The 12452-nt window shown below is 59.1% G+C and carries 14 protein-coding genes; 9 read left to right on the forward strand and 5 right to left on the reverse strand.

Features of this window, described 5'->3' with window-relative positions:
• Positions 1 to 127 precede the first annotated feature (127 nt).
• From bioB to OQ273_RS17685, 5 genes are read left to right on the forward strand one after another with little or no spacing between them, the layout of a single operon-like run.
• On the forward strand, positions 128 to 1111 hold the full coding sequence (bioB, locus tag OQ273_RS17665) for a biotin synthase BioB (protein ID WP_267991940.1): 984 nt from the start codon (positions 128 to 130) through the stop codon (positions 1109 to 1111).
• Positions 1095 to 2252, forward strand: coding sequence for an 8-amino-7-oxononanoate synthase (locus OQ273_RS17670; RefSeq protein ID WP_267991942.1), 1158 nt, complete (start codon positions 1095 to 1097; stop codon positions 2250 to 2252). The genes bioB and OQ273_RS17670 overlap by 17 nt, the downstream gene beginning before the upstream one ends.
• Positions 2249 to 2875, forward strand: coding sequence for a dethiobiotin synthase (gene bioD / locus OQ273_RS17675; RefSeq protein WP_267991944.1), 627 nt, complete (start codon positions 2249 to 2251; stop codon positions 2873 to 2875). The genes OQ273_RS17670 and bioD overlap by 4 nt, the downstream gene beginning before the upstream one ends.
• Before the next feature lie 22 nt (positions 2876 to 2897).
• Positions 2898 to 4169, forward strand: coding sequence for an adenosylmethionine--8-amino-7-oxononanoate transaminase (locus OQ273_RS17680; protein WP_267991946.1), 1272 nt, complete (start codon positions 2898 to 2900; stop codon positions 4167 to 4169).
• Complete coding sequence (locus tag OQ273_RS17685; RefSeq protein ID WP_267991948.1) at positions 4166 to 5149, forward strand: beta-ketoacyl-ACP synthase III; 984 nt, start codon at positions 4166 to 4168, stop codon at positions 5147 to 5149. The genes OQ273_RS17680 and OQ273_RS17685 overlap by 4 nt, the downstream gene beginning before the upstream one ends.
• A gap of 10 nt (positions 5150 to 5159) precedes the next feature.
• Here the strand turns inward: OQ273_RS17685 and OQ273_RS17690 are convergent, their stop codons facing one another.
• Entirely contained in the window at positions 5160 to 5933 is a 774-nt protein-coding gene (locus OQ273_RS17690) for a beta-keto acid cleavage family enzyme (protein WP_267991950.1), read from the reverse strand.
• Between the two features lie 230 nt (positions 5934 to 6163).
• On the opposite strand from OQ273_RS17690, the gene OQ273_RS17695 reads away from it, so the two are divergent.
• From OQ273_RS17695 to OQ273_RS17705, 3 genes are read left to right on the forward strand one after another with little or no spacing between them, the layout of a single operon-like run.
• Entirely contained in the window at positions 6164 to 6454 is a 291-nt protein-coding gene (locus OQ273_RS17695; RefSeq protein WP_267991952.1) for a PqqD family protein, read from the forward strand.
• Positions 6441 to 6884, forward strand: coding sequence for a lasso peptide biosynthesis B2 protein (locus tag OQ273_RS17700; RefSeq protein ID WP_267991954.1), 444 nt, complete (start codon positions 6441 to 6443; stop codon positions 6882 to 6884). Before OQ273_RS17695 ends, OQ273_RS17700 begins: the two co-directional genes overlap by 14 nt.
• Positions 6885 to 6889: 5 nt before the next feature.
• Positions 6890 to 7879 carry a hypothetical protein gene (locus tag OQ273_RS17705; protein ID WP_267991956.1) on the forward strand — a complete coding sequence of 330 codons (990 nt, stop codon included), beginning with the start codon at positions 6890 to 6892 and terminating at the stop codon, positions 7877 to 7879.
• 19 nt (positions 7880 to 7898) lie between these two features.
• On the opposite strand, the gene OQ273_RS17710 is transcribed toward OQ273_RS17705, so the two are convergent.
• From OQ273_RS17710 to OQ273_RS17725, 4 genes are read right to left on the reverse strand one after another with little or no spacing between them, the layout of a single operon-like run.
• Positions 7899 to 8918, reverse strand: a complete 1020-nt coding sequence (locus OQ273_RS17710) for a nucleotidyltransferase family protein (RefSeq protein WP_267991958.1) — start codon at positions 8916 to 8918, stop codon at positions 7899 to 7901.
• Positions 8911 to 9153 (reverse strand): acyl carrier protein, encoded by a 243-nt coding sequence (locus tag OQ273_RS17715; RefSeq protein ID WP_267991960.1) that lies wholly within the window; start codon positions 9151 to 9153, stop codon positions 8911 to 8913. Before OQ273_RS17715 ends, OQ273_RS17710 begins: the two co-directional genes overlap by 8 nt.
• On the reverse strand, positions 9150 to 9737 hold the full coding sequence (locus tag OQ273_RS17720; RefSeq protein WP_267991962.1) for a GNAT family N-acetyltransferase: 588 nt from the start codon (positions 9735 to 9737) through the stop codon (positions 9150 to 9152). The genes OQ273_RS17715 and OQ273_RS17720 overlap by 4 nt, the downstream gene beginning before the upstream one ends.
• Positions 9734 to 11170: a class I adenylate-forming enzyme family protein gene (locus tag OQ273_RS17725; RefSeq protein WP_267991964.1), complete on the reverse strand. Its 1437-nt coding sequence runs from the start codon at positions 11168 to 11170 to the stop codon at positions 9734 to 9736. The genes OQ273_RS17720 and OQ273_RS17725 overlap by 4 nt, the downstream gene beginning before the upstream one ends.
• A gap of 372 nt (positions 11171 to 11542) precedes the next feature.
• On the opposite strand from OQ273_RS17725, the gene OQ273_RS17730 reads away from it, so the two are divergent.
• Positions 11543 to 12451, forward strand: coding sequence for a MurR/RpiR family transcriptional regulator (locus OQ273_RS17730; RefSeq protein WP_267991966.1), 909 nt, complete (start codon positions 11543 to 11545; stop codon positions 12449 to 12451).
• Position 12452: the final 1 nt, after the last annotated feature.

The raw sequence follows: 12452 nt of genomic DNA on the forward strand, positions 1-12452 counted from the left end.
AAAGGGCATCGCGTATGGTCGCTGTAGGCCAGAATGCAGCGTTAGCCACGCAATCGCAATTGCGACAAACCGGCACCGGTGTTAAACGAAAGCTCTTTGTCAGAAACGATTGAGCAGCATAACCGATATGGCCGGAAAAACCTGGACGCGCGAAGAAGCCGACGCGATTTATTCGCTACCTTTTAACGACCTGATATTCAAAGCCCAGACAGTCCATCGCCAGTATTTCGACCCCAACCGGGTGCAGCGAAGCCAGTTGCTCAGCATCAAGACCGGCGGCTGCCCCGAGGATTGCGGCTATTGCAGCCAGTCGGCCCATCACGAGACCGGCCTCAAAGCCTCCAAACTGCTCGAAGTCGAGCGTGTTTTGTCGGAAGCGCGTAGGGCAAAGGAAGCCGGCGCGACCCGCTATTGCATGGGTGCTGCATGGCGCAACCCCAAGCCGCGCGACATGCCGGCCGTTGTCGCCATGATCGAAGGCGTCAAGCAAATGGGCATGGAAACATGCATGACGCTCGGCATGCTCACGCCGGACCAGGCCGCCGAGCTCAAGCAGGCTGGCCTCGACTATTACAACCACAATCTCGACACGTCGGAACGGCATTACAGCGCAATCATCTCCACCCGCACCTATGCCGACCGGCTGGATACGCTTGCCAATGTACGTGACGCCGGCATGAAGATCTGTTCCGGCGGGATTCTTGGCATGGGAGAAGAAGCCGTCGACCGTATCGACATGCTGGTCACGCTGGCCAATCTTGCGGAGCCGCCAGAGAGCGTTCCGATCAATATGCTCATACCGATTGAAGGCACGCCGCTGGCGGAGGCCGAAACCATCGAACCGCTTGATTTCGTCCGCAGCATTGCACTTGCCCGGATCATGATGCCGAAAAGTCATGTGCGCCTGTCGGCAGGCCGCACGGAGATGTCCGACGAGACACAGGCGCTGTGTTTTCTGGCCGGCGCCAATTCGATTTTCTGCGGCGACACGCTGCTGACGACGGATAATCCGGAAGACGACGCGGACGCCGTGCTCTTCCGCAAGCTCGGCCTGCAGCCCGAGGAAATCGATCTGCCGCAGGATGTCGCCAGCCATGTTGCAGCGGAGTGATGGCTCCGGCCGTCTGACCCGTTACCGGACGTCTCTGCGCCGTCTCGCCACCCGTGGCCGCCTGCGCGGACTTTCGGCAAGAAGCGGTGTCGATTTTTCGTCCAACGATTATCTCGGCCTTGCCGGCGATAAACGGATCGCAGCCGCTCTCAACGCTGCCCTGAGCCGGGGCGTTCCGGCCGGCGCCGGCGGATCGCGGCTGCTGCGCGGCAACGACCCCGAACACGAGATGCTCGAACAGGAAGCGGCAGTTTATTTCGGCTCCGAGACAGCGCTCTATTTCGGTAGCGGTTTCATGGCCAACTACGCCCTGCTTGCCTGTCTGCCTCAACGCGACGATCTCGTCGTCATGGACGAGCTTATTCATGCCAGTGCCCGAGACGGCGCAAACGCCACGAAGGCCGCAGTCGCAATCGCCCGGCACAACGATCCCCAATCCTTTGCCGACGCGATCAGCACATGGCGAAAATCGGGCGGCCGGGGCCGCCCATGGCTTGTCTTCGAAAGTCTCTACAGCATGGATGGCGACCGGGCGCCGCTTGATGATCTGGTCTCGACGGCCGACGTAAATGACGGCTTCCTGATTGTCGATGAAGCGCACGCGACGGGAGTCTTCGGGCCGCACGGTCGCGGGCTGGCGGCTGACTTCGAGGGACGCGACAATGTCATCGTTCTTCACACCTGCGGCAAAGCGCTTGGCGCGAGCGGCGCACTTATCTGCCTTCCTGAGGTTCTGGCGGGCTACATGATTAACCGCAGCCGACCTTTCATCTATGCCACAGCGCCCTCCCCGCTCATGGCTGCCGCTGTTCGCGAAGCCCTGTTGATCGTGGAGCAGGAGCCGGAACGGCGTAAGCGGCTTCAGCGGATGATGAAACAGTTTGGCGACGGGCTGACGGCGCTGGGTTTGCCGGCAACGGACACTCAAATCCATCCGGTTGTGATCGGCGACGCGGAGAAAACAATGTCCCTTGCAACAGCGATGCAGGATCGCGGTTTTGACATACGTGGCATTCGCCCGCCGACCGTTCCGGAAGGCACGTCGCGGCTTCGCATTTCTTTGACCCTGAACGCGCGGCAGGCGGATGTGGAGACCCTGCTCGAAGCGCTGGGCGAAAAAAGGGAGTTATTCGATCAATGACCCGTCTCGTTGTTGCCGGAACCGATACGGATGTCGGAAAAACCGTTTTTGCAGCCGGTCTGGTGCAGGCTCTCAATGCGACCTACTGGAAGCCGGTACAGGCCGGGTTGGATGATGGAACGGACACCCTTACCGTTCAGGATCTCGCCCGGCAAGGAAACGACAGGATCATTCCCGAGGTCTATCGGCTCGGCAGCCCCTTGTCCCCGCACCGCGCCGCCGAGATAGACAATGTCCTTATCGACACAGACCGGCTGACGCTGCCTGAGGTTGACGGCCCGCTTGTGATCGAAGGCGCCGGCGGGCTTCTTGTGCCCCTCACCCGTGAGGTGCTTTATGCCGACCTGATCGCCCGATGGTCGCTGCCGGTCGTGCTGGTGGGGCGCACAGCGCTCGGCGCGATCAATCACGCGCTCCTTTCCATTGAAGCGATGCGTTCGCGAGGCATCCGGATTATCGGCATCGCATTTGTCGGGGACGAGATTACCGATACCCAGAGGACTATTGCCCAAATGGGCAAGATCCGCCAACTGGGGCGGTTGCCGATACTCGACCCGCTCAATGCGGCCAGCCTGCAGGCGGCGTTTGATGAGGCGTTCAACCTCGACGATTTTCAACTGTGACCGCGCCCGAAAGGACAGGGCAATGAACAGCAAGCGACAATTTCCAATCTGGCATCCGTTCACCCAGCATGCGGTCATGCCCGAGATGACCCCTATCGCGCAAAGCGAGGGCGCTTTTCTGACATCAAAGGACGGCCGCCGGATATTCGATGGCATATCGAGCTGGTGGGTCGTAACCCACGGCCACTGTCACCCGCGCATCGTCGATGCGATCAGCGAGCAGGCCGGCAGGCTGGATCAGGTGATCTTTGCGGGCCACACCCACGAGCCCGCCGAAGAGCTGGCGGAGAAGCTGCTGCACGTCACGCCGGCCAGCCTTAGCCACGTGTTCTTCTCCGACAGCGGCTCGACTTCCGTCGAGGTGGCACTGAAAATGGCCCTCGGCTACTGGCAAAACACCGGCAATGCGGACAGAACACGCATCGTTGTGATGGAAAACGGCTATCACGGCGACACGATCGGGACGATGTCCGTCGGCGAGCGCGGCGTCTTCAACGCGGCCTATGAGCCGCTGATGTTCGATGTCACCTCCGTTCCGTTTCCCCGCCCAAACGACGCCGACGCGACGGTTGCCGCGCTGGAGCTTGTGTGCACGCGCGGGGATGTCGCCGCATTCATTGTTGAGCCCCTCGTGCTTGGAGCGGGCGGAATGCTGATGTACCCGCCGGAAGTGCTGGCGCAGCTCAAGGCCGTTTGCGAAGCGCATGATGTTCTGTTCATTGCCGATGAGGTGATGACCGGATGGGGCCGCACCGGCTCGATGTTCGCCTGTCAGAAAGCGGGTGTCGAGCCCGACATCGCTTGCTACTCAAAAGGCATTACCGGCGGTTCTCTGCCGCTCGCAGTCACCCTGTGCCGCAGCGAGATTTTTGATGCGCACTATTCAAAGGACCGCTCGAAGACCTTTTTTCATTCCAGCTCCTACACTGCTAATCCCATCGCCTGCGCCGCTGCGGTCGCCAATCTCAAGATCTGGCTGGAGGAGCCGGTGATTGAGCGGATCGCCGATCTTGCTGACATGCAGAACCGTCATATCGCGCAAATGATGGATGACGACCGTTTTGACAACGTCCGCCAGTGCGGCACGATTGCCGCGATGGACCTGAAGGTCCGTGACGATGGTTATCTGTCGGATGTCGGGCCGAAACTCTATGCTTTCTTCCAGGAGCGTAACCTTCTCCTGCGCCCGCTTGGAAACACGCTTTATGTGATGCCGCCCTATTGCACGACCGACGACAATCTTGCGGAGGTCTATAACGCCATCGCCGAGGCCGGCCGGACGTTCGGTTCGTGACATACGGCGTGTTCATTGCCGGACTGGGGCACCATGCGCCGGAGCGGATTGTTCCCAATTCCGAGATCGAGGCGCGCCTCGGGCTGGAAGAGGGCTGGATCGCCAGGCGTTCGGGCATCCGCAATCGCCGTTTCGCCGCCCCTGAAGAAGCCTTGAGCGATATCGCCCTGCCGGCCGCAGACAGGGCGCTGAAGAACAGCGGCATAGCGGCAGCCGATATCGACCTTTTGCTCCTGGCAACCAGCACGCCGGATCATTTGCTGCCTCCGTCGGCGCCGCTGCTTGCCCACCAGCTCGGCCTTGGCGGTCCCGGTGCGGTTGATATCACCGGCGCGTGCGGTGGTTTCCTTTATGCGCTCTCATTCGCACAAAGCCATGTGCGGCTTCACGGCAAAGCGGCGATGGTGGTTGCCGCCAACATTCTCAGCCGCCGCATCAATCCGGACGAGCGGGCAAGTGCTGTGCTCTTTGCCGACGCGGCTGGAGCCATTGTCCTTTGCCCGGCCAAGAACGGCATGGCAGGTCTGCAAGGTCTGGAGCTTTGCTCCAACGGCGCGGATTACGATCATATCCGTATCCCGATGGGCGGGACGCGCCTGCCCTATCAAGCCAACGCTGCGCCCGCCGCCATGAAGATGCAGATCAATGACGGCAAACGGGTGTTTTCCCATGCGGTCCGCATGATGACCGACAGCGCACGCACCGTTCTGGAAGGCACGGGAACCGCACCGGGCAACATCAGCAGGTTCGTTCCGCATCAGGCCAATCGGCGCATGCTGGATGCAGTCGCGCATGCGCTGAACATTCCGCAACACAAGATCGCCTGTTCGATCGAAGAGTTCGGCAACAGCTCCGCCGCCACCATTCCACTCACCCTGTCGCTGTCTCACGCGGCTGATCCGTTGCGAGACGGCGAGCTGCTGCTGTTTTCCGCGGCCGGAGCCGGCATGACAGGCGGGTCGGCGCTCTGGCGCGTCTAGAACGTGCCTTTTACCTGATTGCGGCCACGAGTTCTCTCACCCGCTCGGCATTGTCGGTAGCAACAAGTCCATCTCGGTTCAGCAGGTTGTTCTCAAATCCGATGCGCGCCTTGCCGCCTCGCCTGATGGCCTCGACAAGACAGTCGGTCTCATTTCTCCCGAAGGCACACAGAGCCCAGTCCACCTCCTCAATCCCGTCGCGCAAGCCGAGCTCGGCGAGGAACGGGTCCATATCGGCGACCTCGCTTTGCTGACCCTCGGTGTAGCGACCCAGCACAAAAAGCACCTGGAGGCTCCCTGCCGGTATGACACCTTCGCCAATCAGGCTGAAGAGTGAAGCCAGATCTGCCGCCTCATAGAGGATATGCTGAACCTTCATACCGGCGTCGGCGGCCCAGTGATAAAAATCCCTGGAGGCTACGCGCTCGCCGTCATCGGGCAGCATCTCCCGCAACGCCACCGACACGTGAGCGGGCATGACGTCTCGGACAAGTTCACGCTGGTCTGCGGGGCTGTAACGGCCAACGGCTTCCGTGGTGATCTGCACCGCCATATCCGGCACCGCCGAGGCCAGTTCGCCGATGAGTTCCCGGTAAAGGCCCGCGTCCAATACGTGCCGGCCCTCGGCGTCTCGGACATGGGCGTGAATGGCACCGGCACCGGCTTCATAACACGAAACCGCTGCCCGTACGGTTTCCGCAATCGTCACAGGCAGGGCGGGATGATCCGCTTTGCCGCGGCGAGCACCATTCGGGGCCACCATGATACGGGCAAGCTTCGTCACGACACGGTCCTCTCGATATGCTGACAACTGGGTGGGTCATAGGTGCATCCACCGCCACGATGTAAACATTTCCGACTGATCCTGTTGCAAGCCAACTGCCAGCACCAAGGCCTTGCCATTCACTAAATAGAATTTCCAGTATTCTTTTATCATTTGACAGCAAATCTTAAACACCATTGGTTTATTAAAATAATTGGTGATAGAAAAACCGCTGACTTGAGGGGTTTGACATGACACTTGATCCGCAATCGAGATTTAAACTGTCGGATAAGGCTACCTTCCGTTCTGTTGGAGACAACGGCGTAATTCTGAATACCGCTACAGGACAAATTTATTCCTGCAACAGTACTGCGGAAGCTTTTCTTCGGCATATGGATGGTCATCGCGACCTTGGTGAGACTGCTGATGCTGTATGCGGCGAGTTCGACATTGAACGCGAAGTATTGCTGAGCGACCTGGAAGAATTGCTCACATATCTGCAATCAGAAGGAGTGCTCGACCATATCGATGCAGAGCACTGAAGCCCCGCCTGGGGCGCAAAGAAGGCAATTCTGGCGGCGGCGGCTTTTCCGCCTTGAGATCTGGCTTACGGCGAGACTATTGCCTTTGCTGCTTGCCGGCCGCGACCTGACCGGCTCCATGCGGCTGGCTGATGGCGGCGCATGGCCGCGCTATGCCGATTTCGATGCCGATTTCATCGCGCGGGCTGTGATGCGGGTGACCCGCCGGCCCTGGCTGATGCGCGAGCGGCGCTGCTTTCGACAGGGGATTTTGGGTTACCGGTTCCTGAAAAAGGCCGGCTACCGACCGGAACTGCATTTCGGAATCGAAGCAGGCAGCGTCGAAACCAGCAAGATCAATGCCCATTGCTGGGTGGTTCTGAACGGTCACCCGGTCGTCAACGATATCATGGACGACATGATCCCCATTCATGTGCATAAGGTGGATTAAGACCCTTGAAGCTTAGACATTTCAATCTTGCCGGAGTGGGTCTTGAGGTCTCTTGCAAGAAACAGGATCTCATTGCCCCTCTTTTAAGCCTGATTGGCCCATGGGAAGTGCCGCACGCTATCGCCGGCGGGCCTGATTACCGTTTGTCCGTGACCCGGGAGGACCACGTGGATGAACCTGATGGCGAGACCGTTTTCTTTCGCGGCCATATTGCCGGCGACGGCCCGTTTCATTTTGCGGGCTGCGCCCAGTCTTGGAGTATCTTCACACCCGACGAGCTTGTCGCCCGCTTCGACGTCGAGGGCGGCCGGGCCGATTATGTCGTCGCACCGGCCTGCCAGGCTGCGACGTTGAGCGTCGCCGAGAGCTTTGCGCTCGATCACGTCCTGTCGGTCAACGGGCACGCCATGGTGCACGCCGCCTGTGCCGAAACGCCCGACGGGACCGGCCGGGTGATTCTTCATGCACCAAGCGGCACCGGCAAGACGACCACGTCGCTGGCGATGGTCGGCGAGGGTTGGAAACTGTGTACGGACGATGCAAGCGTCCTGTCGCCTGAGGCCGATGGCGGCGTCGTCGTGCGCGGCGTTCCGCGTGCGATCAAGATCCACCGCAAAAGTGCCGGGATGCTGCCCTGGCTCTCACAGATGCTTGACGGTCAGGCCTGGGACGAGAACGGTGAGCAATGGGTCGAACGGCCCACCCTTTTCGATCAGGGTTATCTCGCGGATGATAAGCCGGCGCCGATTTCGGCGGTGATTGCCCTACGACGCACGGCCGGCCCCATGCGTCTTGTCAAACAGGACGGTGTCGACGCGTTTACCTCCATTATGGAGGATAATATAAGCCTGAGTTCCGCCGGGCTTTTTCCCGGCCATGAACAGCGCATGGACGTCTATTCCAGCGCCCTTGGACAGGCCGACTGCTACCTGCTTGAAATCAACGGGAGCCCGCAGGACGCCGCCGCGTTGATTACATCCGAACTTGGGCGCTGAACGCCTGAAAAAGTCTGTTCTAGGGCCTGCGTGAGACGATGTGCTGCGCCCAGCGGAAGGCATGGCGGCGCAGGCGGGACTGGTGCCCCGTGTCGTCGAAGGTGGCGATCACGCATTGGGGCGTCACAATGGCTCTGCTCCGGCGATAGTCTTTCCCCTCCGACAGGCTCTCACGGATGTGCGCTGCCTTTTCGTCCTTGAAGAGCGCGCAAACCAGATCAAGACAGACAAGAACCTCCAATCGGGCGGGAATTTTGCCAAGAACCGAGCGCAGGTGATCGATATCGGCCTCATCAAGCCGGCGCCCGGCCTGCAGAACATCCACAAGAAGTTGCAGGCGATGGAATTTGTGACCGGCGGCCGCATGGATGACGGCAGTCATGAAGTTTGCGACCGCTGGATGATCACCATTGCCGCCGGCCAGAACATATTCGTCATATCCAAAAGACACACGCCTGCGCAAACCGGCATAGTGAACCAGGTTGCCGTGGAGCTCGATCAGCACATTATGGTCATCCGTGCGTGTCCATTTCTGCTCCATGTTGCGCTCGGAACGGTCGAAATGTTCCTTTTGATGCAGAACGAAACCACAATCCGTCAGTATCTCTCCAATGGCCGCCGCGGCAGCCGGATCGGCCAGAATATCGACATCGGTGAACGGCCGGTCGGACACCCTGTCATAGATGCCCTTGGCAAAGACCTGCCCTTTCACGATCCGGGCAGGCAGGCCGGCCGTCTCTATGGCAGTCATGACCTGCAAGGCCTGCGCTTCAAGCACCATCGCATGAGCATTGGCGAGGAGCTGACCTTCACGAACGTCAACCAGCAACTGCGTATAGGGCGGCTCCTGGGGCACCAATGCCGCCAGTTTGGGCAATGCGACCGGTTCGATGCCGTGATAGCGAACCGCTGCAAAGAGCCGGTCCGCATCCAGGGATAAGATTGCGCCGGCTATCGGGTTTTCCGCCTGCGGGTCCGCCAGCGAGCACAAGACCGCGGCAAAATCATGCGAAATGTCGATACCACCCGGCTCAATCATTGCTGCCCGTTTTCCCGTCCAGGATCTCTGCAATAGTGCGGACCGACACAATACTCACAATCGCTTCGGGTGTAAGCTGCGTTTGCGAAGCTTCCTCTACAGCCAAAATAATATTGACATGGGCAATGCTGTCCCAGCTTTCCAGCGTATCGACGCCTGCCTCTTCCGGCAGTTGATCAAGCGGCGTGTGCGTCGCCTCGGCAACGATGCGCCGTGCATTGTCTATGGCATTCATGTGGCAGCCTCGGGGAGATAGGAGGGAAAATCATCCTTCAGCAATTCGAACTGGAGATAGTCAACCGTGGTGTTGCGGACTGAATCGAAGCTGCAACGGTGCATCGTTCCGGTGTGATTGAAGCCAAGTTTCCTGTAGTTGAGCAGTGAGGCGAAGTTTCGTGCCTCGACGGACCCGGTGAAACGCTCAACGCCTGCGTGTTTTACAAAATGCCCCATGACAGCCTTGCGCACTTCGAGCGGTGCGGCCTTGCCCCACCAGTCCCGGTCCAGAATAACAACACCCATGGAGGCGGATTTGTAGGACGCCAGGTAGATTTCGTGATAGCCGATACTTTGCGCGGTGCCTTTCGGAACAATCGCATGGATAAAGCGGGAGCGCTGGTTCGGCAGCTTATACTTGCGCAAAATGCGCAGCCAGCCGGCCTTCTTGTCAGAATGGGAAAGCTGCAGCAGGATTTCCGCGTCGTCATTCATCCGCTTGTAGAGTTTGAGCGCCTGCCATTTATCGGTTGACTGAAGCGTGAAACGCTCGGTCTCAAGTGTCTCATCAAGCACCTTGATACGGCGGCGATGCCACTTCATGTCGAACTTTCCTGCATCTGCGCGGCCTCTCGTACCTTGTCGCGGACGATCTTGCCTCGTTCGTTTTTCGGAATCTCCTCAAGGAGGTAAAGAACGACTGGAACCGCTTCTGAACGCGCCCGTTCCTTGCACCAGCCACGGACCGCGTCGACATCAACCGCGGTTCCGTTGGAGGCGACAATGGCGGCGGCAACAGCTTCACCGCTCACCGGATCCGGTATCGCAAAAGCGCAGGCCTCTTCGATCTGCGGGTGCCGCTCGAGCAACATATCGATCTCTTCCGCCTGGATCTTGATACCGGCGCGGTTGATCTCCGTCTTGATCCGGCCAACCAGGGTCACGCGACCGGCTTCATCCAGCTCTCCGATGTCACCGGTCCGGAACCAGCCGGAGACAAATGCCTCCCTCGTTTTGTCCGGCGCGTTGAGATAGTTCTGCATAATGGTTGGCGACTGCACCAGCACCTCACCACGACCGACGGGCGCAACCGTGCCGTCATCGAGCAGGACCGCGTAGTTTCCGCCCCATATGCTGCCGACATATCCGTCGCGGCCCGCTGCTTCTGACAGAACACCACCGCCGATCCAGTTCGCGGTCTCGGTCATTCCGAAAAGATTGTAAACATTTTGCGTTCCCACCCATTGCGCAATCTGCGACCAAAATTCAGCAGACAGCGGGGCAGAGCCGATGTGAACGCGCCGCGGTGGATTGGCCGGCGAAGCCGACATGCGCATGGCGAGCTTCCAGAATGACGGGACGGAGCTCAAGAAACTTATGGCATGATCATCCATCACCTTGCCGAATGAGGCAATCTCGGTGATGCCGGGGCTGCACCACAGGTAAAGCGTGCCTCCGGCCGCAAGCGGACTCAGGCAGTTTCCGATCAGGCCGTGGCCGAAAAACATCGGCAGAACGCACAGGCTGCGCTGCAGCGAGTCAGCACCGATATGGGCAACGTTCAGCGCTGTGCGGGCGGACAGGCTCCGCAGCGAATGAACGATGCCCTTCGGCACGCCCGTCGTTCCGGAGGTCATCAGGATAAGCGCCGGGTCGTCAATGCCGATCGCACCTGCAGCACCATCCGCTCCTTCCGGCTGCTCGAGGCCATCCGCGCCCGGCCCAAGCCAGGCGCAGGCCGAGGTATGTGCCATGACGTTTTGCTTCTCTTCGTCGCTGAGTTGTGGATTGACAAGGACAGCGCACCGGCCCGCCGCCCACGCTCCGAACAGCGTTATGAGCATCTCGGCCGCATCAGGCTCCGCGATCACAACAGGCCCGGGCCGGCCCGTCGTCAGCCGCTCGATCTCGGCCGATTTTGACGTGGCGGCGGCAACAAGCCCATTACGGTCGTATGTCCGTTGCGAGCGCACATCGACCAGGCACGCCGATGCCGGAAGCCCGCTCAGGAAAGGAAGATCAGCCGCATTCTTCATTATTATCCGCTACTCCGTTCAACACCTGCAAAACGTGCATGTAAACAACACACGAAGCCGGGCCTACCGCTGCTCCGCGCAACCCGGGCTGATCCGCCGCCATGTCGTAATTCAACTCATGCAAATTACAAAATGGTCGCCGACAGTAAATACGCGCAATTCCCACCTTCTACGCAAGACTAAATTTGCTTTTTATCTCGCCTTTATTTCGACAATCTCTGAATGTCCGCAATTTGTGCGCATAATTCTGGCGAGGCAAAGGCATCGTTTGTCTGTTTTCAACCGCGCCCGTTACAAACGTTTCACGAATTGACAAGGTTGGATTTGTTTGAAACAGTCCGCTCTTACCCTTTCAACCGGTGGAGATAGAGGTTGGAACGTCGTGTAACGGTCAATGATCTGATCGCACTTCACTATGAAAACCTCAGTCCGCAACTGAGGCTGGCGGCAGACTACATTGCCGATCATCACCACGATGTGGCAAGCCGTTCGCTTCGGGCCGTTGCGGCAAGCAGCAATCTCAATCCACCAACCTTCTCGCGGCTTGCACGGGCATTGGGCCTGCAGTCGCATGAGGACATGCGCGAACTGTGCCGCAAGGAAATCAAGTACCGCAGCCTCAGCTTTGCTGAAAAGGCAACGGCGCTGAGGATGGAAGAAAAAGACGGCGATGACGCGGACCAGACGCCGTTCGCGCTGCGCCAGACAGCATCCGCGGTGCGCAATATCAATCAGTTTGCCAATGAGCTTGACGTCAAGCGGCTACGTCTTGTGGCAGACCGGCTGGTCAAGTCGAAGCGCGTGCTGATCGCCGGCTCGATGGCTTCTGCAGGTTTTGCCGAATATTTCAGTTATCTGGCAAATCTTGCCTTCACCAATTGGCACGTTGTCGGGCTGGACGGCACGTCCCTGGCGACCTCAATGACGGGGCTGGAAAACCATGATGCCGTCGTTATCATCATGAAACACCCCTATGCGCGGCGCTCGGTCGATGCCGCACAGATTGCCTTCGAAGCCGGTGCTTTTGTGATCATTGTTTCAGACTCGATTTCCTGTCCGGCCTTTCGCTACGCTTCGCACTATTTCATTGTCCCAACGGACAGTCCGCAATTCTTCTCCTCCTATATCGCTACGCTTCTGCTTTTGGAAACGCTGATCGGCATGGTCATACGCCGCTCGGGTCTGGAAGCCAGCAACCGCATCGAGGAGGTGGAGATGAACAATCACCGGCTGCACGAATACTGGCAGGTGAACCAACCAACATCTATTAGGGAGTTATAAG

The sequence above is a fragment of the Hoeflea prorocentri genome, from assembly GCF_027944115.1.
GTDB lineage: Bacteria > Pseudomonadota > Alphaproteobacteria > Rhizobiales > Rhizobiaceae > Hoeflea_A > Hoeflea_A prorocentri.

Coding starts and splice junctions, on each gene's coding strand:
- OQ273_RS17680 (WP_267991946.1), top strand. CDS start 2,898: ATGAACAGCAAGCGACAATTTCCAATCTGGCATCCGTTCACCCAGCAT.
- bioB (WP_267991940.1), top strand. CDS start 128: ATGGCCGGAAAAACCTGGACGCGCGAAGAAGCCGACGCGATTTATTCG.
- OQ273_RS17720 (WP_267991962.1), bottom strand. CDS start 9,737: ATGAAGTGGCATCGCCGCCGTATCAAGGTGCTTGATGAGACACTTGAG.
- bioD (WP_267991944.1), top strand. CDS start 2,249: ATGACCCGTCTCGTTGTTGCCGGAACCGATACGGATGTCGGAAAAACC.
- OQ273_RS17725 (WP_267991964.1), bottom strand. CDS start 11,170: ATGAAGAATGCGGCTGATCTTCCTTTCCTGAGCGGGCTTCCGGCATCG.
- OQ273_RS17710 (WP_267991958.1), bottom strand. CDS start 8,918: ATGATTGAGCCGGGTGGTATCGACATTTCGCATGATTTTGCCGCGGTC.
- OQ273_RS17715 (WP_267991960.1), bottom strand. CDS start 9,153: ATGAATGCCATAGACAATGCACGGCGCATCGTTGCCGAGGCGACGCAC.
- OQ273_RS17695 (WP_267991952.1), top strand. CDS start 6,164: ATGACACTTGATCCGCAATCGAGATTTAAACTGTCGGATAAGGCTACC.
- OQ273_RS17670 (WP_267991942.1), top strand. CDS start 1,095: ATGTTGCAGCGGAGTGATGGCTCCGGCCGTCTGACCCGTTACCGGACG.
- OQ273_RS17700 (WP_267991954.1), top strand. CDS start 6,441: ATGCAGAGCACTGAAGCCCCGCCTGGGGCGCAAAGAAGGCAATTCTGG.